General features: G+C 73.5%; 17 protein-coding genes and 1 pseudogene. 10 read left to right on the top strand and 8 right to left on the bottom strand.

The genetic code is table 11. The features are described from left to right. Positions 1-1,534 (bottom strand): acyclic terpene utilization AtuA family protein (locus ACFWP3_RS32250; RefSeq protein WP_384228113.1); only part of this gene is annotated, 1,534 nt, incomplete at its 3' end. Continuing rightward, a complete protein-coding gene (locus tag ACFWP3_RS32245; RefSeq protein WP_384228111.1) occupies positions 1,531-2,355 on the bottom strand; it encodes a TIGR03084 family metal-binding protein in 825 nt (274 codons plus the stop codon). The genes ACFWP3_RS32245 and ACFWP3_RS32250, both read right to left, overlap by 4 nt. Positions 2,356-2,695: 340 nt before the next feature. On the opposite strand from ACFWP3_RS32245, the gene ACFWP3_RS32240 reads away from it, so the two are divergent. Further along, positions 2,696-4,336 (top strand): CocE/NonD family hydrolase, encoded by a 1,641-nt coding sequence (locus ACFWP3_RS32240; protein WP_384228109.1) that lies wholly within the window; start codon positions 2,696-2,698, stop codon positions 4,334-4,336. A 92-nt stretch (positions 4,337-4,428) separates the two neighbouring features. On the opposite strand, the gene ACFWP3_RS32235 is transcribed toward ACFWP3_RS32240, so the two are convergent. After that, on the bottom strand, positions 4,429-4,884 hold the full coding sequence (locus ACFWP3_RS32235; protein WP_384228107.1) for a hypothetical protein: 456 nt from the start codon (positions 4,882-4,884) through the stop codon (positions 4,429-4,431). Between the two features lie 39 nt (positions 4,885-4,923). Here ACFWP3_RS32235 and ACFWP3_RS32230 point away from each other — a divergent pair, with 39 nt between their 5' ends. The 5 genes and pseudogenes from ACFWP3_RS32230 to ACFWP3_RS32210 all read left to right on the top strand — a co-directional run bounded on the left by ACFWP3_RS32230 (position 4,924) and on the right by ACFWP3_RS32210 (position 8,279). Then, positions 4,924-5,904, top strand: coding sequence for a helix-turn-helix transcriptional regulator (locus tag ACFWP3_RS32230; protein ID WP_384228105.1), 981 nt, complete (start codon positions 4,924-4,926; stop codon positions 5,902-5,904). A 9-nt stretch (positions 5,905-5,913) separates the two neighbouring features. After that, positions 5,914-6,555: an HAD family hydrolase gene (locus ACFWP3_RS32225; protein WP_384228103.1), complete on the top strand. Its 642-nt coding sequence runs from the start codon at positions 5,914-5,916 to the stop codon at positions 6,553-6,555. Positions 6,556-6,589: 34 nt separating this feature from the next. Continuing rightward, a complete protein-coding gene (locus ACFWP3_RS32220; protein WP_384228101.1) occupies positions 6,590-7,759 on the top strand; it encodes a helix-turn-helix domain-containing protein in 1,170 nt (389 codons plus the stop codon). 87 nt (positions 7,760-7,846) lie between these two features. Next, entirely contained in the window at positions 7,847-8,002 is a 156-nt protein-coding gene (locus ACFWP3_RS32215) for a hypothetical protein (RefSeq protein WP_384228099.1), read from the top strand. Further along, positions 7,995-8,279 (top strand): annotated as a pseudogene (locus ACFWP3_RS32210) (hypothetical protein). Before ACFWP3_RS32215 ends, ACFWP3_RS32210 begins: the two are co-directional and overlap by 8 nt. Before the next feature lie 60 nt (positions 8,280-8,339). Here ACFWP3_RS32210 and ACFWP3_RS32205 read toward each other — a convergent pair. The 3 genes from ACFWP3_RS32205 to ACFWP3_RS32195 are packed head-to-tail and all read right to left on the bottom strand — an operon-like array spanning position 8,340 to position 12,845. Further along, positions 8,340-8,696, bottom strand: coding sequence for a DUF1801 domain-containing protein (locus tag ACFWP3_RS32205; protein ID WP_384228097.1), 357 nt, complete (start codon positions 8,694-8,696; stop codon positions 8,340-8,342). Further along, a complete protein-coding gene (locus ACFWP3_RS32200; RefSeq protein ID WP_384228095.1) occupies positions 8,696-9,691 on the bottom strand; it encodes a DMT family transporter in 996 nt (331 codons plus the stop codon). The genes ACFWP3_RS32205 and ACFWP3_RS32200 overlap by 1 nt, the downstream gene beginning before the upstream one ends. 46 nt (positions 9,692-9,737) lie before the next feature. Continuing rightward, positions 9,738-12,845: an FAD-binding and (Fe-S)-binding domain-containing protein gene (locus ACFWP3_RS32195; protein ID WP_384228093.1), complete on the bottom strand. Its 3,108-nt coding sequence runs from the start codon at positions 12,843-12,845 to the stop codon at positions 9,738-9,740. Positions 12,846-13,047: 202 nt separating this feature from the next. On the opposite strand from ACFWP3_RS32195, the gene serC reads away from it, so the two are divergent. The 4 genes from serC (at position 13,048) to ACFWP3_RS32175 (ending at position 19,311) form a co-directional block, all read left to right on the top strand. Then, positions 13,048-14,166, top strand: coding sequence for a phosphoserine transaminase (serC, locus tag ACFWP3_RS32190; RefSeq protein WP_384228091.1), 1,119 nt, complete (start codon positions 13,048-13,050; stop codon positions 14,164-14,166). Positions 14,167-14,483: 317 nt separating this feature from the next. Then, positions 14,484-15,272 (top strand): hypothetical protein, encoded by a 789-nt coding sequence (locus tag ACFWP3_RS32185; RefSeq protein WP_384228090.1) that lies wholly within the window; start codon positions 14,484-14,486, stop codon positions 15,270-15,272. After that, positions 15,265-15,963, top strand: a complete 699-nt coding sequence (locus ACFWP3_RS32180; protein ID WP_384228088.1) for a class F sortase — start codon at positions 15,265-15,267, stop codon at positions 15,961-15,963. Before ACFWP3_RS32185 ends, ACFWP3_RS32180 begins: the two co-directional genes overlap by 8 nt. A 57-nt stretch (positions 15,964-16,020) precedes the next feature. Then, positions 16,021-19,311 carry a molecular chaperone Hsp90 gene (locus ACFWP3_RS32175; protein WP_384228086.1) on the top strand — a complete coding sequence of 1,097 codons (3,291 nt, stop codon included), beginning with the start codon at positions 16,021-16,023 and terminating at the stop codon, positions 19,309-19,311. 1,741 nt (positions 19,312-21,052) lie between these two features. Here the strand turns inward: ACFWP3_RS32175 and ACFWP3_RS32170 are convergent. Together ACFWP3_RS32170 and ACFWP3_RS32165 are read right to left on the bottom strand one after the other, a co-directional pair. Beyond that, entirely contained in the window at positions 21,053-21,337 is a 285-nt protein-coding gene (locus ACFWP3_RS32170) for a hypothetical protein (RefSeq protein WP_384228084.1), read from the bottom strand. A 131-nt stretch (positions 21,338-21,468) separates the two neighbouring features. Then, positions 21,469-23,922 carry an HAD-IC family P-type ATPase gene (locus ACFWP3_RS32165; protein ID WP_384228082.1) on the bottom strand — a complete coding sequence of 818 codons (2,454 nt, stop codon included), beginning with the start codon at positions 23,920-23,922 and terminating at the stop codon, positions 21,469-21,471. Positions 23,923-24,089: the final 167 nt, after the last annotated feature.

Here is a 24,089-nt window from a genome sequence, read left to right as displayed (position 1 = left end):
ACCCAGCCCCGCCGGCACCTCCAGCCCCGCCGGCGTTTGAGGCGCGGGGTCCGGGGCGGAGCCCCGATCTTTCAGCCCCGCCGGCGTTTGAGGCGCTGGGGGTCCCCCCAGCGGTAGCTGGGGGAGGGTCTGGGGGCGGAGCCCCCGGGGCTGGGATGGGGAGGTGGGTGCCGTCGGGGAGGGTCGCCGCGTGGGGGACCGAGGTCGTCGGGGCGTAGGAGGAGGCGAAGACTCCGTACGGCTGGGCCGGGCCCGGCGGGGACGTGACGTGGAAGCCGGGATAGCTGGCCAGGGCCAGCTCGATCGCCGCCGAGGTCAGATCGCGGCCCACCCGCTCGGCGGAAGGATCCCGCACCACCAGCCGCAGCAGCGCACTCGCCGTCTCCTCCGTCGGCGCGTCCTCGTGGTCGGTGCGGGACAGCGTCCAGGCCGCGTCGGCGACGCCCTCCAGCGCCTCGGACAGCTGCGCGCGGACCAGGGCCGCCTTGGCCTCGATGTCCAGGCCGGTCAGGACGAAGACGACCTCGTTGCGCCAGCCTCCGATGCGGGTGACGCCCACCTTGAGGGTGTCCGGAGGCGGTTCGCCGAGTACGCCCGAGACGCGGACGCGGTCGGGGCCGTCCTCGGAGAGCCGGACCGTGTCCAGGCGGGCGGTGACGTCCGGGCCGAGGTAGCGGACGCCCTGGGTTTCGTAGAGGAGTTGGGCGGTGACGGTGCCGGTCGAGACGACTCCGCCCGTGCCCGGGTGCTTGGTGATCACCGAGGAGCCGTCCTCGGAGACCTCCGCGAGGGGGAACCCCGGATGGCGGACGTCGTGTGCGGTGAAGAAGGAGTAGTTCCCGCCGGTCGCCTGCGTGCCGCATTCCAGGACGTGGCCCGCGACCACCGCGCCCGCCAGCCGGTCGTAGTCGTCCGGCGCCCAGTCGAACCACCAGGCCGCCGGGCCGCTGACCAGCGCCGCGTCCGTGACCCTGCCGGTGACGACCACGTCGGCGCCCGCCCTCAGGCAGGCCGTGATCCCCGCGCCGCCGAGGTAGGCGTTGGCGGTCAGCGCCCCTTCCCCGTACGGCATCAGGTCGTCGCCCTCGACGTGCGCGACGGTGACGGGTACCCCCGTCTTGGCGGCCAGCGCCCGTACCGCGTCGGCCAGTCCGGCCGGGTTCAGGCCGCCCGCGTTCGTGACGATCCGTACGCCGCGCTCGTGCGCGAGCCCGAGCCCCTCCTCAAGCTGGCGCAGGAAGGTCTTCGCGTAGCCGAGGTCAGGGTTCTTCAGGCGGTCGCGGCCGAGGATGAGCATGGTCAGCTCGGCCAGGTAGTCCCCGGTGAGCACGTCCAGCGGGCCGCCGGTCAGCATCTCGCGCAGGGCGTCGAAGCGGTCCCCGTAGAAGCCGGACGCGTTGCCGATGCGCAGCGGGCGACGGGGCCGGAGCGGGCCGAGGGGGCCGCGCGCGGCGAGCGGGTCGAGGGAGCCGTGCGGGTCGAGGGAGCCGCGCGCGTAGAGGGAGCCGCGCGCGTCGAGGGGGCCGGTGGTCATCGGGAGGCCTCCGGTGCGCGGCCGGGGCCCGCCGGGCCGGCGAAGGCCTGCGCGATGCCGAGCCAGCGGTCCGCGTCGGGGCCGGTCGCGGTCAGGGCCAGGTCGGAGCGGTGGGCCCGCTGGGTCACCAGGAGGCAGAAGTCGAGCGCCGGGCCGGTGATCCGCTGCGGGGCGTCCGGGGGCCCGTACGTCCACGGGCCGGAGCCGTCCGGGGCCTCGAGCTCGACCCGGAACTCCTCGGCGGGCGCGGGCAGTCCGCGTACGGCGTAGGCGTAGTCGCGGGCCCGTACGCCGATCCGGGCGACGTGCCGCAGCCGGGCGGTCGGGGTACGGCGTACGCCGAGCGCGTCGGCGACGTCCTGGCCGTGCGCCCAGGTCTCCATCAGCCGGGCGCTCGCCATGGAGGCGGCCTTCATCGGCGGCCCGTACCAGGGGAAGCGGGTGTCGGGCGAGGCGGCGGCCAGCGCCGCGTCGAGGTCGGTGCGCCCGGCACGCCAGAGGGCGAGCAGCTCGGCGGGCGGCAGCTTCGCGCCCTCCTCCGCGCCCTCGTCGACGAAGGACTCGGGTGCGGCGAGGGCCTCCTCGACCATGCGGCCGAAGCCGGCGGCGTCGGTGAGGGAGAGCAGGGCGGCCCGGTCGGTCCAGTGCAGGTGGGCGATCTGGTGGGCGATGCTCCAACGGGGCGCGGGCGTGGGCCGGGCCCAGTCGGGGTCGGGCAACTCACCGATCAGGGCGTCGAGTTCGCGCCCCTCCTCGCGCAGGTCCGCGCATACGGCGGCGGTGGCGGCAGCGGTGGCGGCGACGGCGGACGGATCGGGCACGGCGTGCTCCCCTCTCGGCGTGAGGGGAACACTGGCAGCCGCCACCAAAACAATCAAGCACGCTTGCATGGTTTTCTCGGAGGGTGGCGCGTTCCCGCCACCCTCGCCAACCGGGTGCGGATGAAAGGGAGTTGTGGACCTGTCCTGGCAGGTGCCGGTCTCCGGGCGGCGCGCCCACCCGGCGGGCCGGGACCGGACGGGCGCGATTCAGGCCGTAAGCCGGAAACTCGCGATACGTCACCGGATGTCCCGTCGATACTGGTCGTTCCGCTCCGGGCCCGGGCGAGCGCAGCACGTTCATGTCACTCGACGCAGACCACGACGAAGAGGATGAACTGACGTGACTCCAGCCGCCCCAAGCCCGCAACCTCCCCGGACCCCCTTCTCCCTCTACCCGGAACTCGACGCGAACGCCCTGCACGCCTTCGTCACGGCCCTGGAGAGCGGTGACGTCACCGGCCTCTCCCCCGCCCGCGCCGCCGAGATCGCCGAGGTCCGGTCCGTCGCCGTGTTCACCCGCGGCAAGGTGGCCGGCGCCGACGGGGACCTGCTCGACGCCGCGCTCTGGCGGCACACCGCGACCCGGGCCCGCCCGCTGATCGTGATGCCGTCACCGTGGACCAGCCTGGGCTGGCTCGTGTACGCCGTGCAGGCCACCCTCTTCGCAGCCCGCGGCTACAACGTCCTCGCCTACACCACCCGCGGCTTCCCCGGCTCCGAGGGCCAGGTGGAGGTGGCGGGCCCGCTCGACATCGCCGACGGCAGCCGGGCCCTGGACCACCTCATCGAGCGCAGCGCCGGCCCGGTGACGAAGGTCGGCTTCCTCGGGGACTCGTACGGCTCGGGCATCAGCCAGCTGGTCGCCGCGCACGACACCCGCGTCGACGCCGTGGTCGCGCTCAGCAGCTGGGGCGACCTCGGGGAGGCGTTCTACGAGAACTCCACCCGGCACGTCGCCGCCGTACGGGCCCTGCTGGAGGCGGCCGCGAAGGCGCGGCTGAGCCCGCAGACGCAGAGCGTCTTCGACAACGTCCTGGCCGACCGCGACATCCAGGGCACCCTGGCCTGGGCCGAGCAGCGCTCGCCCTTCACGCACATCAAGGAGCTCAACCGGCGCCAGGTGCCCGTCCTGTACGCGCACGCCTGGCACGAGACGCTCTTCCCGCCGAACCAGACGCTGAAGATGTTCAACGAACTGACCGGCCCCAAGCGGATGGTCCTGTCCATAGGCGACCACTCGGGCCCCGAGTCGTCGGGCATGTTCGGCCTGCCGAACCGCATCTGGACGGACGCCCACCGCTGGTTCGACCACCACCTGGGGGGCATCGACAACGGCATCGGCGACGAGGGCCAGGTGCTCAGCGAGGTCATGTGGAACAAGACCCTCGAACCCCGGCCGACCTGGCCCTCCCTCACCGAGCACACGCACCGGCTGTACCTGGCGGGCAGCGGGGACCTGGCGGAGTCGCCGGAGGCGGGCTGGACGGCCACCGTGCTGTGCGGGGTGGACACCCAGGCGACCGTCGCCGACGCGGTGGTCCTCGCCGGCTACGCGGAGATGGCCGGCCGGCCCAAGGTCTACCCGACGGGCGAGATCGACCGCTCGGTGGCCGCCGTATGGGCCTCGGCGCCGGTGGAGGAGACCACCCGGCTGCGGGGCACACCGAAACTGCGCGTCACCTACCGGGCGCCCAACCCCGGCTCCGCCTTCGTGGCGTACCTCCTCGACACCGCGCCCGCCGGCACGGCGCACATCGTCACGCACGCCCCGTACACCGACCTCGACTCGCCGCCCGACAGCCTGATCAGCGCGGACATCGAGCTCCAGGCCACCGCGTACGACGTCCCGCGCGGCAACCGGCTGCTGCTGGTGATCGACGCCCGCGACCCCTTCTACGGTGACGCCAACCTGCCGCGCGCGACGCTGGCCTTCACCTCACCGGAGGCGACGCCCTCGTACCTGGACCTGCCGCTCGGCTAGCCGGAGGGGGTACGCCCCGCCCGGGCCACTCCCCCGTGGCGGGCCGGGCGGGGCGTACGGTCTCAGGGGCGGCGGTCTCAGGGGCGGCGGTCTCAGGGGCGGCGGGTGAAGTCCATCGTCCAGTTCTGGATCCAGCCGGTGCCGCCGTCCAGGGAGAAGAACTGCTCCCAGCGCGGCGACTGCCCCGGCCGCGTCCCCGACCACACGAAGCGCACGCGGACCGGCTTGCCGTCGTGCGTGTCCTCTCCCTCGAAGACCCCGAGCCCGTCCTCGAACCGGCCGACGACGGGCGGGAACAGGACGCCGGTGCGGCGGCTCGACCAGTACAGCGACCACTGCTCGCGCTCCCGGTCGAAGAGGCGCAGCGTCAGACCGCCGAAGCCCTTCGTCGGGAAGTCGATCTCGTCGAAGCTGGCGCCGCCGTCGAAGTGGCGGGAGATGCGGGAAACGGCCGGGAACTCCTCCCACGCGCTGTCCGCGTCGAGGAAGTCGGTGCGCCAGCGGTTGGCCACGTCCCAGGTACCGGCGATGAAGTCGAAATCGTTCATGCGAGGACCGTAGGAGCACTTCACTGACACCATGTGTCAGTGAAGTCGAGCCGCTTGCTGTCGATCCTCCTCCTGCTCCAGACTCGCGGCCGGATGACCGCCGCCGAGCTCGCGCACGAGCTGGAGGTGTCCGTCCGTACGGTCTACCGCGACGCGGAGGCGCTGGCCGCGGCGGGCGTCCCGCTGTACGGGGACGCCGGGCACAGCGGCGGCTACCAGCTGCTCGCCGGCTACCGGACCCGGCTGACGGGGCTCAGCACGGGCGAGGCGGAGGCCCTGTTCCTGACCGGAATGCCGGGCCCGGCGGCGGAACTGGGCCTCGGCCAGGCCCTGTCGGCGGCCCAGCTGAAGCTGCGGGCGGCGCTGCCGCCGGAGCTGCGCGCGCAGGCCGACCGGATGCGGGCCCGCTTCCACCTGGACGCGCCGGGCTGGTACGCGGAGCACGAGGAGACCCCGTACCTCGCCGAGGTGGCCGACGCCGTGTGGCAGGGCCGGATGATCGAGGTGCTCTACCGGCGCTGGAAGGAACCCAGGGAGGTGACCCGCCTGCTCGCCCCCTACGGCCTGGTCCTGAAGGCGGGCCGCTGGTACCTGGTGGCGGGCCCGGACGGCGCCCGCACGTACCGGGTGGACCAGGTCCTGTCGGTGACCCGGACGGCACTCACGGCGGAACTCCCCGAGGGCTTTGACCTGGCCGAGCACTGGCGCCGCACCCAGGAGGACTTCCACGCGCGGCTGTACCCGGAACAGGCGGAGGTACGCCTCTCCCCCCGCGCCGCATCCCTGCTGACGGGCCCCCAGGCCCGAGCCCTGACCACCACGGGCCACCCGGACCCGGACCGCCCCGGCTGGACCCGCGCGACCCTCCCGATCGAGTCCCACACCCAGGCGGAATCCCAGTTCCTGTCCCTGGCCACAGACGCGGAGGTCCTCTCCCCACCATCCCTCCGCGCCCGCATCCAAACGACCCTGTCGCAACTGACGGCCCGCTACGACCTGCCGGCGACCGCCTCTCAGTAGGCTGACTCGGTGATTCGGACTGTGGTGCTGGACGTCGGCGAGACACTGACCCGCGACGATCGCTACTGGGGAGCCTGGGCCGACTGGCTCGGCGTGCCCCGGCACACGCTGTCGGCGCTGGTAGGGGCCGTGGTCGTGGACGGCCGCGACAACGCCGACGCGATCCGCCTCCTGCGCCCGGGCATCGACCTGGCCCGCGAGTACGCCGCCCGCGAGGCCGCCGGGATGGGCGAGCGGCTCGATGAAACCGACCTGTACGAGGACGTCCGCTCTTCCTTGACCGCGCTGCGGGCCACGGGGGTGCGTGTGATCGTGGCGGGCAACCAGAGCACGCGCGCTGGCGAACTGCTCCGCGGGCTGCACCTGCCGGCGGACCTCGTGGTGACATCCGCGGAGTGGGGCGTGGCCAAACCGGACCCCGCGTTCTTCGCGCGCGTGCTGGAAGTGTCCGGCGCCTCCGCCGCGGAGACCCTGTACGTCGGCGACCACCCGCAGAACGACGTCTTCCCCGCAGCAGCGGCCGGGCTGCGCACCGCCCACCTACGCCGAGGCCCCTGGGGACACTGGTGGGCGGACGATCCTCACGTCCGCGCCTCCGCGGCCTGGTCCATCGACTCCCTGGCCGAACTCCCCGACATCGTCAAACCGTAGATCTCGGCACCGGCCCCGCCGCTACGGTGCGGACATGGCCGACCACATCGGGCAGCGCATCGCCTCACGGCGCCAGGCCCGACGCATGACCCAAGCCGATCTCGCTCGCGAGTCCCACGTCTCCCTCCCCATGATCAAGGGCTGCGAGCGGGGCGTCCGTACACCTGGTCCGTCCACGCTGGAGGCGATCGCCACCGCACTCGGCGTGGACGCCTCCCGCCTCGACCCGGCGCGCGTCGGGTCAAGCCGCCGCGCCCACGCGGCCCTGCCCTCGATCTCAGCGGCCATCGCGGGCCACGACATCCCCCTCGCCGCGCCCGGCAGGGCACGGGCCCAGCTCAGGGCCGACGTCGACACGGTGGTCGGGTGGCGGCTCTCCGCCCAGTACGGCCTGATCGCGGCCCGGGCACCCGGGCTGCTCGGGGACGTTCTGGCACACCTGCACTCAGCCTCGGGCATCCGACGTGCGGAAACGGCCCGCCTCGTCGTCGCGACGGCGCGGGCGGCCGATGCGGTGGCCTACAAGTTCGGAGCACACGACCTCTCCGCTCGGCTGATCGACGTGATGCGATGGGCAGCCGTCCGAGCCGACGACCCGGACCTGCTCGCCACGGTGGCTTACGTCCGGGCGGAAACCTTCCTCGCCGCCCGCGCGCACCAGGCCGGCCGCATCACTCTGGAGCAGGCTCTGGACAGCGGCCCCGCGCCGAAAAGCCCGCAATCGGCCGCCACCCGGGGCGCGCTGCACATGCGGACGGCCGTGATCGCCGCGCGCGCGGCCGAACCGGATGGTGCGCACGGTCACCTCCGTGAAGCCCGAAGGCTCGCCGAGAAGCTTCCGGAGCGGATCTACCTGGGCACCGCCTTCGGACCGTCCAGTGTCCGCATCCACGAGGTGGCGGTCTCGGTCAGCCTCGGCCGGGACCACATCGGCCACGTCCTCGACCTCGCCCGGGAGTGGAGGCCCGGCGAGGAGATCCCGGCGGAGCGCAGGTCCGGTTTCTGGATCGAAGTGGCGCGCGCACAGCTGTGGTCAGGGAACCCCGACGGAGCGTTCGAGTCGCTCAAGGAGGCCCGCAAGCACGCTCCGCAGCACGTGCGCGAGCATCCGTGGGCCCGAGAGGACATCGCGAAGATCCGCCGACTCAAGCGGGCCGACACCGAGTCGTTGACCGCGTACGCCGAGTGGATCGGCGCCGTCTGAGCAACCCCTCGAAGGGATACGGCTTGTATCCCCTCGGCTGCCCGCCTGACTCCACCATCTGACGACAACAGGCAGATGGGAGAGTGCGTGACCACCGATGGAACCCCCACGGACGCCGGCCTCGCCGGGCGGTGCGACGGATGGTGCTGGGGCACTCCCCAGCCCAGCCAGGCCCTCCTCGACCGCGCCCGCGTCGGCTGGGAACGCTTCGTGCGCTCCTTCACGGAGCCGTCCGATGACTGACCGGTACGCCTACGTGCCCCACCGCCTGCTGCGCCGCCGTGTGCGCGATGTCGCCTCCGGCGTCGAGGGGGAGCTGATGGCCGTGATCAACGAGAACGTCTCAAACTCCACCCACGAGCACTGGGTGGAACTCGCGTACGTCCGAGCCGCCTCCGGCCGCGAGTTCTCCACCGCTGTGGACAACATCGAACCGGCCGGATGACAGCCGCGCAGCGACCGTACGGCCATCGCCCAGCCCCCGACGGCGGCCGGCCGCCGAGCCGAGGGAAGCGCGTAGCGATCCGACGCGTCCGCCGGGCTCGGCAGGGGATCAGGAGGCCCCGTACAGCCTCCCGCCTCAGCAGACCTGGCCCGGTTCGGCCGCCGCCGTGGCTTTGAGGAGGTCGCGGAGGAGGTCGAAGTCGACCTTGGCGGGGTTGCGGAAGCGGAGGCAGGCTTTGCCCATGTCGTGGGTGGCCAGGCGGTCCGCGAAGGCCTCGCGGATGTCCGTGCGCATCAAGTAGAAGGAGATGTACTGCTTCTGGTTCGCCCAGGCGATCTCCCCGGCCTCCTCGCCCGGCCGGACGTACGCCGGCATCCCGTACGCGATGACCTCCTCGAAGCCCGGCAGTTCCGTCAGGCACAGCTCCCGCAGGAGGGTGAGGGCCTCGCGGCGGGCGTCGGGGACGGCGGCGAGGTAGGCGGCGGCATCCATCAGGCGACCTGCTTCCGGGTCTGGGAGCGGACCGCCCCCATGCTGGCGGCGATCACCAGCGCGATGGCCAGGGCGTCCAGGGCGGACATGGCCTGGTTCAGTACGAGGAAGCCGGCGGTGGCGGCGATGGCCGGTTCCAGGCTCATCAGGATCGCGAAGGTCGGCGCCGGGAGCCTTCGCAGGGCGAGCAGTTCGAGGGTGTACGGCAGTACGGACGACAGGACGGCCACGCCCAGGCCCAGCGCGAGGGTGCTCGGGACCAGCAGGGCCGAGCCGGCTTCGACGATGCCCAGCGGCAGCGACAGGACGGCGGCGACCGCCATCGCCAGGGCCAGGCCGTCCGCCTGCGGGAAGCGGCGGCCCGTGCGCGCGCTGAAGACGATGTACGCCGCCCACATCGCGCCCGCCCCGAGCGCGTAGGCCGCGCCCACGAGGTCGAGGCCGCCGAAGCCGGCCCCGCCGTGGCCCGCCAGCAGCACGACTCCGGCCAGGGCCAGGCCCGCCCAGAGCAGGTTCACCAGGCGCCGGGAGACGATCACGGACAGGGCCAGCGGGCCGAGCACCTCCAGGGTGACGGCCGGGCCGAGCGGGATGCGGTCGATGGCTTGGTAGAAGAGGCCGTTCATGCCCGCCATGGCCACACCGAAGGCGATCACCGTGCCCCAGTCGGCGCGGAGGTAGCCGCGCACCTTGGGGCGGCACAGGAGCAGCAGCACGAGAGCGGCGGCCGCGAGGCGCAGGGTGACCACGCCCGCCGCGCCCGCCCTCGGCATGATCATGACCGCGAGGGCGGCGCCGAACTGCACCGAGATCCCGGCCGAGACCACCAGTGCGACCGGGCCGAAGCGGGAGCCGGTGGGACCAGCCGAGCCAGTGACGGGCGTGGCGGTGGTCGCGGCACCGGCCGGGGCGGCCGTGGCCGGGGTGGCCGGTGCCGGGGTGGCGTTCGACGTCGGGGTGGCGTTCGACGTCGGGGAGGCGGAAGGTGCGGGCATTTATCCAGGTTAGTGGTTCGTAAGGAGTGTTGTCGCGTGTGTTGCCTTACACGGGAGTCTCCTCCTGCCCGCCGTCCGGACCGCCCTCCAGCCCCTCCGCCAGGAGTTCCGCCAGGTGCCGGGCCCGGACCCCGCCCAGCTGGGCGATCTGGGTGCGGCAGGAGAAGCCGTCGGCCTGGACCACCGCGTCCGGCGGGGCCGTGCGCAGTGACGGCAGGAGCTGTTCCTCCGCGCAGGCCACCGACACCTCGTGGTGGCCCGGCTCGAAGCCGAAGTTGCCGGCCAGACCGCAGCAGCCGCCGCTGAGCTCGCCGGTCAGCCCGGCCCGCTCGCGCAGCCGCCGGTCGGCGGCGTCGCCGAGCACCGCGTGCTGGTGGCAGTGGGTCTGGCCGACGACCGGCCGGTCGAGGCGGGGCGGCTGCCAGTGCGGCGCGTGCTCCTCCAGGGTCTCGGCGAGGGTCCGGACGGCCCCCGCCAGGGCCTTCGCCCGGGGGTCGTCGGGGAGGAGGGCGGGGAGGTCGGTGCGCAGGGCCGCGGCGCAGCTGGGTTCGAGGACGACGACGGGGCGGGGCCCGGGGCCGGGGCCGGGGCCGAGGTTCTCGCCGAGGGCGGTCAGGGTGCGGCGCAGGACCGCGCGGGCGCGGTCGAGGCGGCCGGTGGAGAGGTAGGTGAGGCCGCAGCACACCGGGCCGGCGGGAGTGGTGACGCCGAGCCCGGCGGCCTCGAGCACCCGCACCGCCGCGTGCCCGACCTCCGGGGTGAGGTACTCGGTGAACGTGTCGGGCCAGAGGACCACGGCAGGCGGGGTCGCAGGCGGGGTCTGGGCCGGGGTCTGGGCCGGAGCCGGGGCCGAGGTCTGGGCCGCGTTCGGGGCCGGGGCCGGGGTCTGGGCCGGAGCCGGGGCCGAGGCCGAGGTCTGGGCCGGAGTCTGGGCCGGAGCCGGAGCCGGGGCCGAGGTCTGGGCCGGAGCCGGAGCCGGAGTCTGGGCCGGGGCCGGAGCCGGGGCCGGAGCCGGAGCCGGAGCCGGAGCCGAGGCCGGGGCCGGAGCCGAGGCCGGGGCCGGAGCCGAGGCCGAGGTCTGGGCCGGGGCCTGAGCCGGCGCCCGGCCCCGGCCGCCCCGGCGGTGACCGCGGGTGAATGGTTCGCGGGCTACTTCCGGCAGGGCCCGTTCGCGGGTGAGGCCCGGGACGGGGACGTGGCGGGCCAGGGCGTTGGCCGGGCGGGCCGCTCGCAGGCGGGCGATCAGGCGGAGCCAGGCCGGGAGGCCGCCCAGGGCGTAGTGCGCGAGGGGCCGGATCCGGCCCGCCCAGTGCCGGTGCAGGAACTCCGCCTTGTACGAGGCCATGTCCACCCCCACCGGGCAGTCGCTGAGGCACCCCTTGCAGCCCAGGCACAGGTCCAGCGCCTCGGCGACCTCCGGCGAGCGCCAGCCGTCCCGTACGACCTCGCCCGCCAGCATCTCGTGCAGCAGCCGGGCCCGGCCCCGCGTGGAGTGCCGCTCCTCCCCCGTGGCCCGGTACGACGGGCACATCACCCCCGGCCCGCCCGCGTCGGCCGAACGGCACTTCGCGACCCCCACGCACCGGGCGACCTCTCCCGCGAAGGCCGAGTCCGGCAGGACCGCGAAGCGGAGGTTCTCGTCGAGGCGCGCCGGGCGGACCAGCATCCCCGGGTTCATGGCGCCCGCCGGGTCCCAGACGTCCTTGTACGCGCCGAAGAGCCGCACCACGTCCGCCCCGTACATCCTCGGCAGCAGCTCCGCCCGCGCCTGCCCGTCCCCGTGCTCCCCGGACAGCGAGCCGCCGTGGGAGACCACCAGGTCCGCCAGGTCGGAGGAGAAGGCCCGGAAGCGGGCCACGCCCTGCGCCGACACCAGGTCGAAGTCGATCCGTACGTGCACGCAGCCCTCGCCGAAGTGCCCGTACGGCGATCCGCGCAGCCCGTGCCGCGCCAGCAGCGCGCGGAAGTCCCGCAGGTACGCGCCCAGCCGGGCCGGCGGCACCGCGCAGTCCTCCCAGCCGGGCCAGGCCATCTCCCCTCCCGGCATGCGCGTCGCCGTGCCCGCCGCGTCCTCCCGGATCCGCCACAGCGCCCGCTGCCCCGCCGGGTCGGTGACCACGAGCGCGTCGAGCGCGTCGGCGGCCCGTACGAGCTCGCGCGCCGCGCCCTCGTCCCGCATCTCCACGAACAGCCAGGCCCCGCCCTTCGGCAGTGCCGCGGCGCCGCGGACCAGGTCCTGCGCCATCCCCTCCACCGTGAGCGGCCGGTACGGCAGCAGCCCGGCGGCGGCGTCCGCGGCCGCGCTCTCGTCCGCGTAGCCCAACACCGCCAGCACCGGCGCGGGCGGCAGCTCCACCAGGCGCACCACCGCCTCGGTGACCACCCCGAGCGTGCCCTCGCTCCCGCAGAACGCCCGCGCGAGCTGCACGCCGCGCTCGGGCAGCAGCGCGTCGAGTCCCCCGTAGCCGGAGATCCGCCGGGAGAAGCCGCCCGCCATCCCGGTGCGCAGGAGCGCCAGATTGCCGCCGACCAGCTCGCGCAGGCCCCGCGGTGCTCCCGACCAGCCCGTGCCGATGCGGTGGGCGGAGCCTCCGTACGCCGTCACCGCCAGCTCGGCCACGTTGTCCGCGGTGGTCCCCCAGGCGACCGAGTGGGCCCCGCACGCGTTGTTGCCGATCATGCCGCCGAGGGTGCAGCGGGAGTGCGTGGAGGGGTCGGGCCCGAAGGTCAGGCCGTGCGGGCGCACCGCGTCGCGCAGCCGGTCCAGGACCAGCCCGGGCTGGACCACGGCGAGGCGTGCGGCCGGGTCGACGGAGAGCAGGCCGTTCATGTGCCGGGTGAGGTCGAGCACCACGCCGACGCCGGTGGCCTGGCCGGCGATGGAGGTGCCGCCGCCGCGCGGGACGACGGGGACCCCGGCGGCGGCGCACACGGCGAGCGCGGCGGCCACGTCGTCGGCGTCGCGCGGTGCGACGACGCCGACGGGCACGCGCCGGTAGTTGGAGGCGTCCATGGTCATCAGTGCCCGGGCCGCGGCACCGAAGTCCACCTCGCCGCGCAGCTCCGCCCGCAAGGTCCGTTCGAGTTCCCCGGGTGTCGTCACGGCGTCCACCCTGCCACCGTCCGGGTGCCGGCGTCCGCGTCCTGCGCGCATCTCCCGTACGTCTCCCGCGCATCCCCCGTACGCCTCACGCGCACATCCCCCGTACGCCCCACGCGCACATCCCCCGTACGCCCCACGCGCGCATCCTCCGTACGTCTCCCGCGCGCATCCCCGTACGTCTCACGCCCCGCGGTGCGTCTCATCGGGTGGACGGGGCTCCGGGGCGCGGACCAGGACCCGATACGCTCCGCTCGTGGCCGAGATCCAGATTCCCGCTGACATCAAGCCCGCCGACGGACGCTTCGGCGCGGGCCCCTCCAAGGTGCGGACCGAGGCGCTGGACGCCCTGGCCGCCACCGGTACCTCCCTGCTCGGAACCTCGCACCGCCAGGCCCCGGTCAAGAACCTGGTCGGCTCGGTGCGTCAGGGGCTCCGGGACCTCTTCTCCCTCCCCGAGGGCTACGAGGTGATCCTGGGCAACGGCGGCTCCACCGCCTTCTGGGACATCGCGACGCACGGGCTGATCGAGCAGAAGTCCCAGCACCTCACCTTCGGCGAGTTCTCCTCGAAGTTCGCCAAGGCCGCGAAGCTCGCGCCGTGGCTGGACGCGCCGACCGTCATCTCCTCCGACCCCGGCACGCACCCCGAGCCGCAGGCCGAGGCGGGCGTGGACGTGTACGCGTACACGCACAACGAGACCTCGACGGGTGTCGCGGCGCCGGTCAAGCGCGTCGCGGGCGCGGACGCCGGGTCGCTCGTCCTGGTGGACGCGACCTCGGGCGCCGGCGGTCTGCCGGTGGACATCACCGAGACGGACGTCTACTACTTCGCCCCGCAGAAGTCGTTCGCCTCGGACGGCGGCCTGTGGCTGGCGGCGTTCTCCCCGGCCGCGCTGGAGCGGGCCGCCCGCGTGCACGCGTCGGGCCGGCACATCCCGGAGTTCTTCTCGCTGCCGACGGCGATCGACAACTCGCTGAAGAACCAGACGTACAACACCCCGGCGCTGTCCACCCTCTTCCTGCTCAACGAGCAGCTGGAGTGGATGAACGGCCAGGGCGGCCTGGAGTTCACGACCGGGCGTACGGCGGCCAGCGCGCGCAACCTGTACGGCTGGGCCGAGGCCTCCAAGTACGCGACCCCGTTCGTCGTGGACGCCGACAAGCGCTCCGCCGTCATCGGCACGATCGACTTCTCGGACGACATCGACGCGGCGGCCGTCGCGAAGGTGCTGCGCGCCAACGGGATCGTGGACACCGAGCCGTACCGCAAGCTCGGCCGCAACCAGCTCCGCATCGCGATGTTCCCGGCGATCGACCCGTCGGACGTGCAGGCGCTGACCGCGTGCATCGACTACGTGATCGAGAACCTCTGACGGCTACGGCTACGGCTACGGCTTGAGCCACAGCTCTGTGCGGAGCCCCCGGTGACGTCTCGTCACCGGGGGCTCCGTCGTATCCGGCCCGCTGCTCGCCGCTCGCCGCCTGCCGCTCCGGGACTTTGGTCCCAAAAATCGGGGCAAAGAGCCCGTCAACAGCGGTTCCCGGCCCGTGTTCCCGCCTGCCTCTTTATGCCGGAGGACCTTCGGCCGGGCCCCGGGCCACCCCCGCGGCGGCCCGCAACCAAGCGCCCAGGATGTCCCTCATGTCTGGTGTGCCGGGAAAAACCCCGGCCCGTTCAGGAGGAATCCCCATGCGCAAGGCACTCACCCTTTCGGCGATCGTCCTCGCCTCGTCGATGGCCCTCGGCGGCGCCGCGACCGCTTTCGCCGCAGACTCCCCGGTCCCCACCGCGTCGGCGAGCACGGGCACCCACACGGGCGCCGCGGGCCTGAAACTGTCGGCCTCCAGCGCCAAGCCGGGCGCCTCCGTCAGCTTCCAGATGGACGTCCCGGACGGCTCGACGCACCTCTCCGTCTCCTCCAAGGCCCTGGCCGACGTGAAGATGACCGACGGTCGGGGCGGCACCGCCACGGTCGCCGACGTCGCGGACGGCACGTACGGCGTCTCCCTGACCGGCACCGGCCCCGACGGCGGCAAGCTCCAGGCGACCGCGCAACTGACCGTCAAGAAGGGTGACAAGCCCGCCCCGCAGCCGTCCAGCGTGCGGCTGTCCGCCGACTTCGGCCGGCCCGGCGACAAGGTCGTCGTCACCATCAAGACCGACGAGAAGAGCGCCTTCGTCAAGTCCGACGCGTTCGGCGGCCAGGTCAACCTGAAGAGCGACGGCCACGGCACCTGGACCGGCACGGCGGTGGTGGCCAAGGACGTCAAGACCGGCTACTACGGTGTCCAGGCCTTCGCGGGCGGCAAGCAGTTCGACACCGTCAAGTTCTCCACCGAGGCCAAGGGCGGCACCCCCGACGTGAAGCCGCAGCCGAAGCCCGAGCCGCTGAAGCCGAGCGAGCACAAGAAGCCCAAGGGCTCCGTGAACACCGGTGAGGCCCCGGCCGGTTACGCCGCCGAGACCAGCAATGCCTGAGTCCGCACCCGCCGCGGTCGCCGGTCCCGCCGACGGTTCGGCCGATGCCGCGGTCGGCGTACCCGGCTCCCGTCCGGCACCGCTCCGCCAGGGCGGCCGCGCACGCCGCGCGGCCGCCCTGGCGGGGGCCTCGGCCCTCGCCGTCGTCCTCGCCTCCGGCTGCTCGGCGGGCGGCGGCGCGCAGCGGAGCGATCCGGTGAACGCGAACGCGGCCGCCGCCTCCTCGCTCCCGCCGTCCGTCCCCGACCGCATCCGGATCCCCGACATCAAGGTGGACGCCCCGCTCGACGCGGTCGGCCTGGACTCCCAGGGGGTCATGCAGGAGCCCGACTTCGCCAAGCCCCAGGACGCGGCCTGGTACAAGCAGGGCCCCACCCCCGGCGAGCAGGGCGCCGCCGCGATCGTCGGCCACATGGACACCCCGCAGGCCCCCAAGGCCGTCTTCTTCGACCTCAAGAACCTGAAGAAGGACGAGAAGATCGAGGTCCACCGGGCCGACGGCACCACCGCCGAGTTCGCTGTCGACGAGGTCGACACCTTCAAGAAGGACGCGTTCCCGACCGACAAGGTCTACGGGGACACGCACGGCGCGGCCGAGCTCCGCCTGATCACCTGCGGCGGCAACCTCACCAAGGACCGCCACTGGGATGCCAACGTCGTGGTGTTCGCGCACCTCACGGGCAAGCGGTAGCCCGGCAGGCGGTACCTTCAGGAGTTCTTGGAAGCAGCACAGCGTGGAGGCAGCGGCGTGAGCGTGCGAGTGACGGCGGCCCAGAGCGGCGTGGACCCCTTCGGCACGGCCCGGCTGCGGCGCGGGGTGCTCGACGCCTGGGGCGCGGGCCCGGCCCGGTTCCGCGAGGACGCCAACGCCGAGGAGGATCTGGCGCTCGGCGGCTACCGCGACCGGCTGGTCGTGGAACTGGCCCAGAACGCCGCCGACGCCGCCGCGCGGGCCGGGGTGCCGGGCCGGCTGCGGCTGACCCTGCACGCGGGCGAGGGCGGGCACGCGGTCCTGGCCGCCGCCAACACCGGTGCCCCGCTCGACGCGACGGGCGTGGAGTCGCTGAGCACCCTGCGCGCCTCCGCCAAGCGGGAGCCGGCGGGGGCCGGTGCCGGGGCGGGGACGGGATCCGGTGCCGGTGCCGGGGCGGGGACGGGAGCCGGGGCCGGGGCGGGGGCCGGTGCCGGGACGGGAGCCGGAGCCGGAGCCGGGGCCGGGACGGGAGCGGGAGCCGGGGCCGGGGCCGGGACGGGAGCCGGGGCCGGGGCCGGGGCCGGGGCCACCGTCGGACGGTTCGGCGTCGGCTTCGCGGCCGTCCTCGCCGTCTCCGACGAGCCCGCCGTCCTCGGCCGCCACGGCGGCGTCCGCTGGTCCCTCGCCGAGGCCCGCGAACTGGCCCGCCACGCCGCCGTCGGCAGCCCCGGCCTCGGCGACGAACTGCGCCGCCGCGACGGCCACGTACCGCTGCTGCGGCTCCCGCTGCCCGCCGAGGGCACCGCCCCCGACGGCTACGACACCGTCGTGGTCCTGCCGCTGCGCGACGCCGCCGCCGAGGACCTCGCCGAGCGGCTCCTCACCGGCATCGACGACGCCCTGCTGCTGACCCTGCCCGGGCTGCGCGAGGTCGTCGTCGAGACACCGGCCGGCCCCGCCCGCACCCTGTACCGCCGCGACGAGGGCCCGTACGCCGTCATCGAGGACTCCCGCTCCGGCACCAACCGGTGGCGCACCGTCCGCCACGGCGGCCCCCTCGAGAAGGCCCTGCTCGCCGACCGGCCCGTGGAGGAACGCCTGCGGCCCTTCTGGTCGGTGTCCTGGGCCGTGCCCGTCGACACCGACGGCGCGCCGCTGCGCCCGGCCACCGCACCCGTCGTGCACGCGCCGACCCCCACCGACGAACCGCTCGGCATCCCCGCCCTGCTCATCGCGAGCCTGCCGCTGGACACCACCCGCCGGCACCCCGCGCCGGGCCCGCTGACCGACTTCCTCGTGGAGCGCGCGGCCGACGCCTACGCCGAACTCCTCGGCGCCTGGGACCCGGTGACCACCGGCCTCGTGGACCTGGTGCCCGGCCCGCTCGGCAAGGGCGAGCTGGACGGGGCCCTGCGCGGCGCCGTGCTCCGGCGCCTGCCCCGTACGGCCTTCCTCGCGCCCGCCGCCCCGCCCGAGGACGCCGAGGAACGCTCCGCGCTGCGCCCCTTCGAGGCCGAGGTCGTGGAGGGCGCGGGCGCCGACACCGTACGGGTCCTCGCCGAGGTCCTGCCGACCCTGCTCCCGGCCGGCCTGGAGCGCCGCGCCGAACTGCGCACCCTGGGCGTGGGCCGGCTGCCGCTCGGCGACGCCATCGAGCGGATCGCGGGCATCGAGCGGACCCCCGACTGGTGGCACCGGCTGTACGACTCCCTCGCCGGGGTCGACCCGGACCGGCTGTCCGGGCTGCCCGTGCCGCTCGCCGACGGCCGTACGACGATCGGGCCGCGCCACGTCCTCCTCCCGTACGCGGACACCCCGGCAGACCTGGCCCGGCTGGGACTGAAGGTGGCCCACCCGGAGGCCGCGCACCCGCTGCTGGAGAAGCTCGGCGCCCTCCCGGCCACCGCGCGGGCCGTCCTGACGACCCCACAGGTGCGGGCCGCCGTGGCCGGCTCGATGGACGCGGGCGAGATCTGGGACGAGGACGCGCTGGACCCGGAGGAGCTGGCCGACGTGGTCCTGGGCCTGGTCCGGGACGCGGACCTGGCCGCGGGCGACGAGCCCTGGCTGGGCGCGCTGGCCCTGCCGGACGAGGACGGGGAGCTGACCCCGGCCGGTGAACTGCTGCTGCCCGGCTCGCCGCTCGCCTCGGTGATCCGCGAGGACGAGGTCCCGTACGTGGACGCCGAGCTGGCCTCCCGGTGGGACGCGGACACCCTCACCGCCTGCGGGGTGCTGGCCGTCTTCCAGCTGGTCCGCGCCACCGACGTGGTGCTCGACCCGGACGAACTGGAGCCGCGCGAGGGCGATTTCGCCGAGCCCGACGACGCGGGCCTGCTGGACGCGGTCGACGTGTGGTGCGAGGACGTCCTGGACCAGCTGCCGGACACCCCGGTGCCGCCGGTGGCCACGGAGCTGGTCGCGGTCCGCGACCTCGACCTGGTCGACGACGACTGCTGGCCGCAGGCCCTGGCGATGCTCGCCCAGCCGCCGCTGCGCGACGCGCTGACCCAGCCGGTGCGCGTCCTGCTCCCGGACGGCACCACGCAGTCGGTGCGCCCGTACACGGCCTGGTGGCTGCGCGACCACCCGGTGCTCGACGGCCGCCGGCCGGCCGGGCTGCGCGCGGCGGGCGGCGACCCGCTGCTGGCGGGCCTCTACACCCCGGCGGACGCCACCGGCTTCGAGGACGAGCAGGTCCTGCGGGCCCTGGGCGTACGGACCACCGTGCCGGCCCTCCTGGACGAACCGGGCGGCGCGGCCGAGCTCCTGGCCCGCCTCGCCGACCCGGACCGCGAGGTGACGGGCCGCCAGCTGCACGGCCTGTACTCGGCACTGGCCGATCTGGACCCCGAGCAGGTCACCCTCCCGGACGAGCTGCGCGCGGTGGTGGACGGCGAGGTCCGGGTGGTGGACGCGGCGGACGCGGTCATCGCGGACGCCCCGGACCTGCTCCCCCTGACGGAGGCCCTGCCCCTCCTCCCGGTCGCCCCGTCCCGCGCCGCGGACCTGGCGGACCTCCTCCAGGTCCGCCGCCTCTCGGACACGGTCCCGGCGGAGGTCACCACCCCGGGCGAGGAACACGAGGTCCCGGAGCCGGTCCGCATCCTGCTCGGCCCCTCGACCCCGGCCACGTACCTCGAGCACGAGGAACTGATCGCGGGCGGCATCGAACTGGACTGGCGCCACACCCCCGACGGCACCCTCCACGCCTCCACCCTGGAGGGCGTGGCCGCCGGCCTGGCCTGGTCGGCAGGCCAATGGCCCCGCCGCTTCGAGGTGGCGGCCCTCCTGGAGGACCCGTCCCGCACGGCGGAACTGGCGCGGGACAGGTGGTTCGACTAAGACTTGATCCGCAATTCCCCAGAGGGTGAGCTGTGGATTGCACGCGGTGCGGGGACCGGGCTTTCCGGCGTGGCCACGCACGGGGCGTGTCTCATCCGGGGTTGCTCGGTTCCGCTGTCCGGCGGTTCGGGGAGCAGAGGTCTCACGTCGTTGCCGTGGGGCTGCCACGCGACCCGACCGCCGGGGCGGTTTCGGGCTCGGTGTGGTTGACTCCCGCAGCGCTTCTTCCAGCGCTTGTGCATAGGTAATCTGTGCGTTCCTGGATGCGGTGGTGTCCAGGAACGCGGTCTTGGGGTCGTCCACGTCGGAGAAGCGGACGAACGCGGCGAGGGCCGCGGACACGAGGTCACGCTTGCCGACAAGGCCGCAGGCAGTGCACTTGTGCTCGCGGTCGCGGAGGGTCTTGTTTACACGCTCGCCGCACAGGCAGTGCTGTGACAGGGCTGTGGACCAGGTGGAGGCCCGGACGAGCCTGCCTGCGGCGGCCTCGCACTCCACCTTCAGAGCGGAGAGCAGCATGCCCGGCGTGGTCTGGGACAGTCGCTTACCCCAGAGCCGGTACCAGGTGCGGATGTCGCAGTCCTCCACGACCAGTACGGGTCCGTGGGCGGCGATGATCTCCCGTGCCACGAGGCGGGCACGGTGGCGGCGGTGCTCGGCGATAGAGGCGGCGTGTTCGGCCTGGCGGGCGCGCTGCTGGCGGTAGTTGGCGGAGAGCCTGTCACGCCGGAACGCCTGCTTGGGCACCCCATCTGACCGGGAAGCGCGGGCACCACCGGGCACCGTGACGGTCTTGGGCGTGAGGCCCTTCTCTGCCCGCCGAGCGGCACGGCGAGCCTGCCTCTTCGACAGCCCGTACTGCGCGGCGTTCGTCGCTCTGCGGGAGCGCTCCAGCGCCCTGGATCGGCCCCGCCGCTTCTTCACCTCCTTCTCCAGCCGGGCACGCTCGGCGTCGGTCAGCGTGACCTCGGTGGACGCGGGCGTGCCGCCGTCGAGGGTGGCGGGGAAGGAGGCGATCGACAGGTTGGAGACGTTACCGTCCACTCCGCCGATCCGGTCGAGCTGGGCGGCGCGGTCGCGCATTTCCCGTACGGCCGGGGCGGTGTATCCGGGGCCGAGCACCATCAGGTGCGCCTCGTACACCCAGCCGCCCGGCGCGGACGCCTTGAGGCGCCGCACGAGATCGACCTTGTGCCAGGCCAGCGGGTTGGACAGGAAGTGCTGCACCCGTGCCCACTGTCCGGGCTGCTGCGGGATGCGGACAGGGAGAACAAGGTCACCGCGCTTGCCGTCCGGCCCTCCGGCGAAGACGACGGCAAGCGGTCCTTGGTGGTCCCACCAGTTCGCCTTGCGCCTGCTGGGCTTGCCCGCAGCGATCGTCTTGCCCGTGAGCACGCGGCCGTCCGGCACGATGGGCTTCGGCATCCTGCGGGGCTGCATCAGCACGTGGTGCCCGCCGTCGGTGTATGCCATGGCGTGGCCGTGAAGGGTGCCGACCAGACGGAAGGTCTCCCACCTGTTCTCGGTGGTATGGGAGCGGGCGCGGCCGGGGATGCGGGTGAAGTCGTGCCAGCGGCCTGTCTTCGGGCGACCGAGGCTGCGGCCCGTGGCGTCTGGGAACAGATGCCGCTGCACGCCGTTCCACACCTCATCGGCGATGTGCATGGCCAGGGCCTTCGTGGCGTGGTGCTTCAAGTGCGCAGAATCTTCGAGGTGCTTGTACGCACAGCGCTCCAGCGCCTCACGGGACAGACCGAGGCGCTGCCGTACGGCCTTCGCCCCCCTGCTCGTTCCGCTCGTGGTACGCGGCCCAGTAAGCATCGACCTTGGCGCGGGCGTCACGCTGGACGGCGCGCTTGAGCGACCACATCGCACGGAACAGCCCGTCGAGTCGGTCAAGGTCGGCGGGGTCGGTGACGGCCAGTGGCAGCACCATCACCGACACCAACCCGTCGTTGGGCTTGGTCCACTGCGGGGCCTTGTTCTTCCCCCGAAACTGCTGTGCCTGGGCAGCCTGCATCGCCATCACCCCCCTTCGGCATGACCCCGGCTCCACATCCCCAACTTAGAGGGAGCATCAGACACACAGGCGAATCACGCACACATTCACCAACACTCGCGACGTCTCGCGCACATGTGCGACGGAGGTGGGGCGGGCTACGCCGGGAACTTGCGGTCCACCCACCGGAACGTGAACTCGATCAGGGTCGCGGCGGCCGCCGCGATGGCGACCGCGATCCAGGGCATCGTCACGCCCTGGAGTTTGAGCTGGAAGAAGTCCTGGAGCCAGGGGACGACCAGGACGATCAGGAAGGCGCCGCCCATGGCGCCGACCAGGCCGACCCGCCACCACGTGTACGGGCGGGCGATGATCGCGAGGACCCACATCGAGGTGAGGAAGAGGGTCAGGGTGGCCGCGCTGGTCTCGGACTTGAGGGCGTCGGGGCCGGCGTAGTGGGCGCGGGCGATCAGGTACGTGGCGAAGGTGGCCGTCGCCGCGATGACGCCGCCGGGGATGGCGTAGCGCATGACCCGTTTCACGAAGTGCGGCTTCGCGCGTTCCTTGTTCAGGGCGAGGGCCAGGAAGAAGGCCGGGATGCCGATGGTGAGGGTGGACAGCAGGGTCAGGTGGCGGGGCAGGAACGGGTACTCGACCTGGGAGCAGACGACCAGGATCGCGAGGAGGACCGAGTAGACCGTCTTCGTGAGGAAGAGCGTCGCGACGCGGGTGATGTTGCCGATGACCCGGCGGCCCTCGGCGACCACCGAGGGGAGGGTCGCGAAGCTGTTGTTGAGGAGGACGATCTGGGCCACGGCCCGGGTGGCCTCTGAGCCGGAGCCCATCGAGACGCCGATGTCGGCGTCCTTGAGGGCGAGCACGTCGTTGACGCCGTCGCCCGTCATGGCGACCGTGTGGCCCCTGGACTGGAGGGCCCCGACCATGTCCCGCTTCTGCTGCGGGGTCACGCGTCCGAAGACGGAGTTGGCGTCGAGGGCCTGCGCCATGCCGGACTGTTCGGTGGGGAGCTTGCGGGCGTCGACGGTGTTCTCGGCGCCCGGCAGGCCCAGCTTGCCGGCGACCGCGCCGACGGAGACGGCGTTGTCGCCGGAGATGACCTTCGCCTTGACGTCCTGGTCCTCGAAGTAGCGCAGCGTGTCGGCGGCGTCGGGGCGCAGCCGCTGTTCGAGGACGACGAGGGCGGTCGGGCGGACCCCGGTGGCCACGGCCTCGTCGTCGAGTTCGCGGGCGGAGCGGGCCAGCAGGAGGACGCGCAGGCCCTGTTCGTTGAGGTCGTTGATCTCCTCGAGGGCGGGGTCCCCGGTGGGGAGCAGGACGTCGGGGGCGCCGAGCAGCCAGGTGTTGTTCTCGCCGTCGCCCTCGCTGAAGCTGGCGCCGCTGTACTTGCGGGCGGAGGAGAAGGGGAGGGACTCGGTGCAGCGCCATTCCGCGCTGTCGGGGTAGGCGTCGATGATCGCCTGGAGGCTGGCGTTGGGGCGCGGGTCGGACTCGCCGAGGGCGCCGAGCACCTTCTTGACGTACGAGGGGTCCGCGCCGCCGAGCGGGCGGAGCTCGGTGACGTCCATGCCGCCCTCGGTGAGCGTGCCGGTCTTGTCGAGGCAGACCACGTCGACGCGGGCGAGGCCCTCGATGGCGGGCAGCTCCTGGACCAGGCACTGCTTGCGGCCGAGGCGGATGACGCCGATCGCGAAGGCCACGGAGGTGAGCAGGACGAGGCCCTCGGGGATCATCGGGACGATGCCGCCGACGGTGCGGGCGATGGAGTCCTTGAGGTTGTTCTCCTTGACGAGCAGCTGGCTGATGATCAGGCCGATGGAGGTCGGGATCATCATCCAGGTGACGTACTTGAGGATGGTGGAGATGCCGGAGCGCAGCTCGGAGTGGACGAGGGTGAAGCGGGAGGCTTCTTCGGCCAACTGGGCGGCGTAGGCCTCGCGGCCGACCTTGGTGGCGGTGAAGGCGCCGCCGCCGGCGACGACGAAGGAGCCGGACATGACCGGGTCGCCGGGCTTCTTCAGGACGGGGTCGGCCTCGCCGGTGAGGAGGGACTCGTCGATCTCCAGGCCGTCGGCCTCGCCGACGGCTCCGTCGACGACGACCTTGTCGCCGGGTCCGAGTTCGATGACGTCGCCGAGGACGATCTCGGAGGTGGAGATCTCGGCGGTGCGGCCGTCGCGGCGGACGCTGGGTTTGGCCTCGCCGATGACGGCGAGGCTGTCGAGGGTCTTCTTGGCGCGCAGTTCCTGGATGATGCCGATGCCGGTGTTCGCGATGATCACGAAGCCGAAGAGGCTGTCCTGGATCGGCGCGACGATCAGCATGATCACCCAGAGCACGCCGATGATCGCGTTGAACCGAGTGAAGACGTTGGCGCGGACGATGTCGACGGTGGAGCGGCTGCTGCGGACGGGGACGTCGTTGACGTCGCCGCGCGCCACGCGTTCGGCCACCTCGGCGGTGGTCAGGCCGCCGGCCTTGAACCGGGGGGCGGGCGGCCGCATCGGGTGTACGGGGTCCAGCTCGGCCCCCGCGTCGATGGCGCCGCCGGCCGGCTCCGGCCCGTCCTGATCGATCTTCGCCCGCTGCGTCATGCTTCCGACGGTAAGGGCGGTTCGAACGCTTCACCCGCCGAGAAGTCCGAAGATCCGACTTCGGGATGACCCCAATCCTCCCCTGGTCCCCCCCTGGTGCACCCTGTGCACCCTTGTGTGACCCGCCGGGCCGGGGTTTTCGCTGACGGGGGGTGTCAGTGGACCGG

This window comes from Streptomyces sp. NPDC058525 (assembly GCF_042719495.1).
Lineage (GTDB): Bacteria > Actinomycetota > Actinomycetes > Streptomycetales > Streptomycetaceae > Streptomyces.
Note: the sequence above shows the minus strand (reverse complement) of the source record. Positions and strands in the feature narration are given on the sequence as shown.

Excerpts from the sequence above, each read along its gene's own strand:
- ACFWP3_RS32235 (WP_384228107.1), bottom strand. The coding sequence starts at position 4,884 with ATGAACGATTTCGACTTCATCGCCGGTACCTGGGACGTGGCCAACCGC.
- ACFWP3_RS32220 (WP_384228101.1), top strand. The coding sequence starts at position 6,590 with ATGGCCGACCACATCGGGCAGCGCATCGCCTCACGGCGCCAGGCCCGA.
- ACFWP3_RS32205 (WP_384228097.1), bottom strand. The coding sequence starts at position 8,696 with ATGGATGCCGCCGCCTACCTCGCCGCCGTCCCCGACGCCCGCCGCGAG.
- ACFWP3_RS32200 (WP_384228095.1), bottom strand. The coding sequence starts at position 9,691 with ATGCCCGCACCTTCCGCCTCCCCGACGTCGAACGCCACCCCGACGTCG.
- ACFWP3_RS32195 (WP_384228093.1), bottom strand. The coding sequence starts at position 12,845 with ATGCGCGCAGGACGCGGACGCCGGCACCCGGACGGTGGCAGGGTGGAC.
- ACFWP3_RS32185 (WP_384228090.1), top strand. The coding sequence starts at position 14,484 with ATGCGCAAGGCACTCACCCTTTCGGCGATCGTCCTCGCCTCGTCGATG.
- ACFWP3_RS32180 (WP_384228088.1), top strand. The coding sequence starts at position 15,265 with ATGCCTGAGTCCGCACCCGCCGCGGTCGCCGGTCCCGCCGACGGTTCG.
- ACFWP3_RS32170 (WP_384228084.1), bottom strand. The coding sequence starts at position 21,337 with ATGGCGATGCAGGCTGCCCAGGCACAGCAGTTTCGGGGGAAGAACAAG.
- ACFWP3_RS32165 (WP_384228082.1), bottom strand. The coding sequence starts at position 23,922 with ATGACGCAGCGGGCGAAGATCGATCAGGACGGGCCGGAGCCGGCCGGC.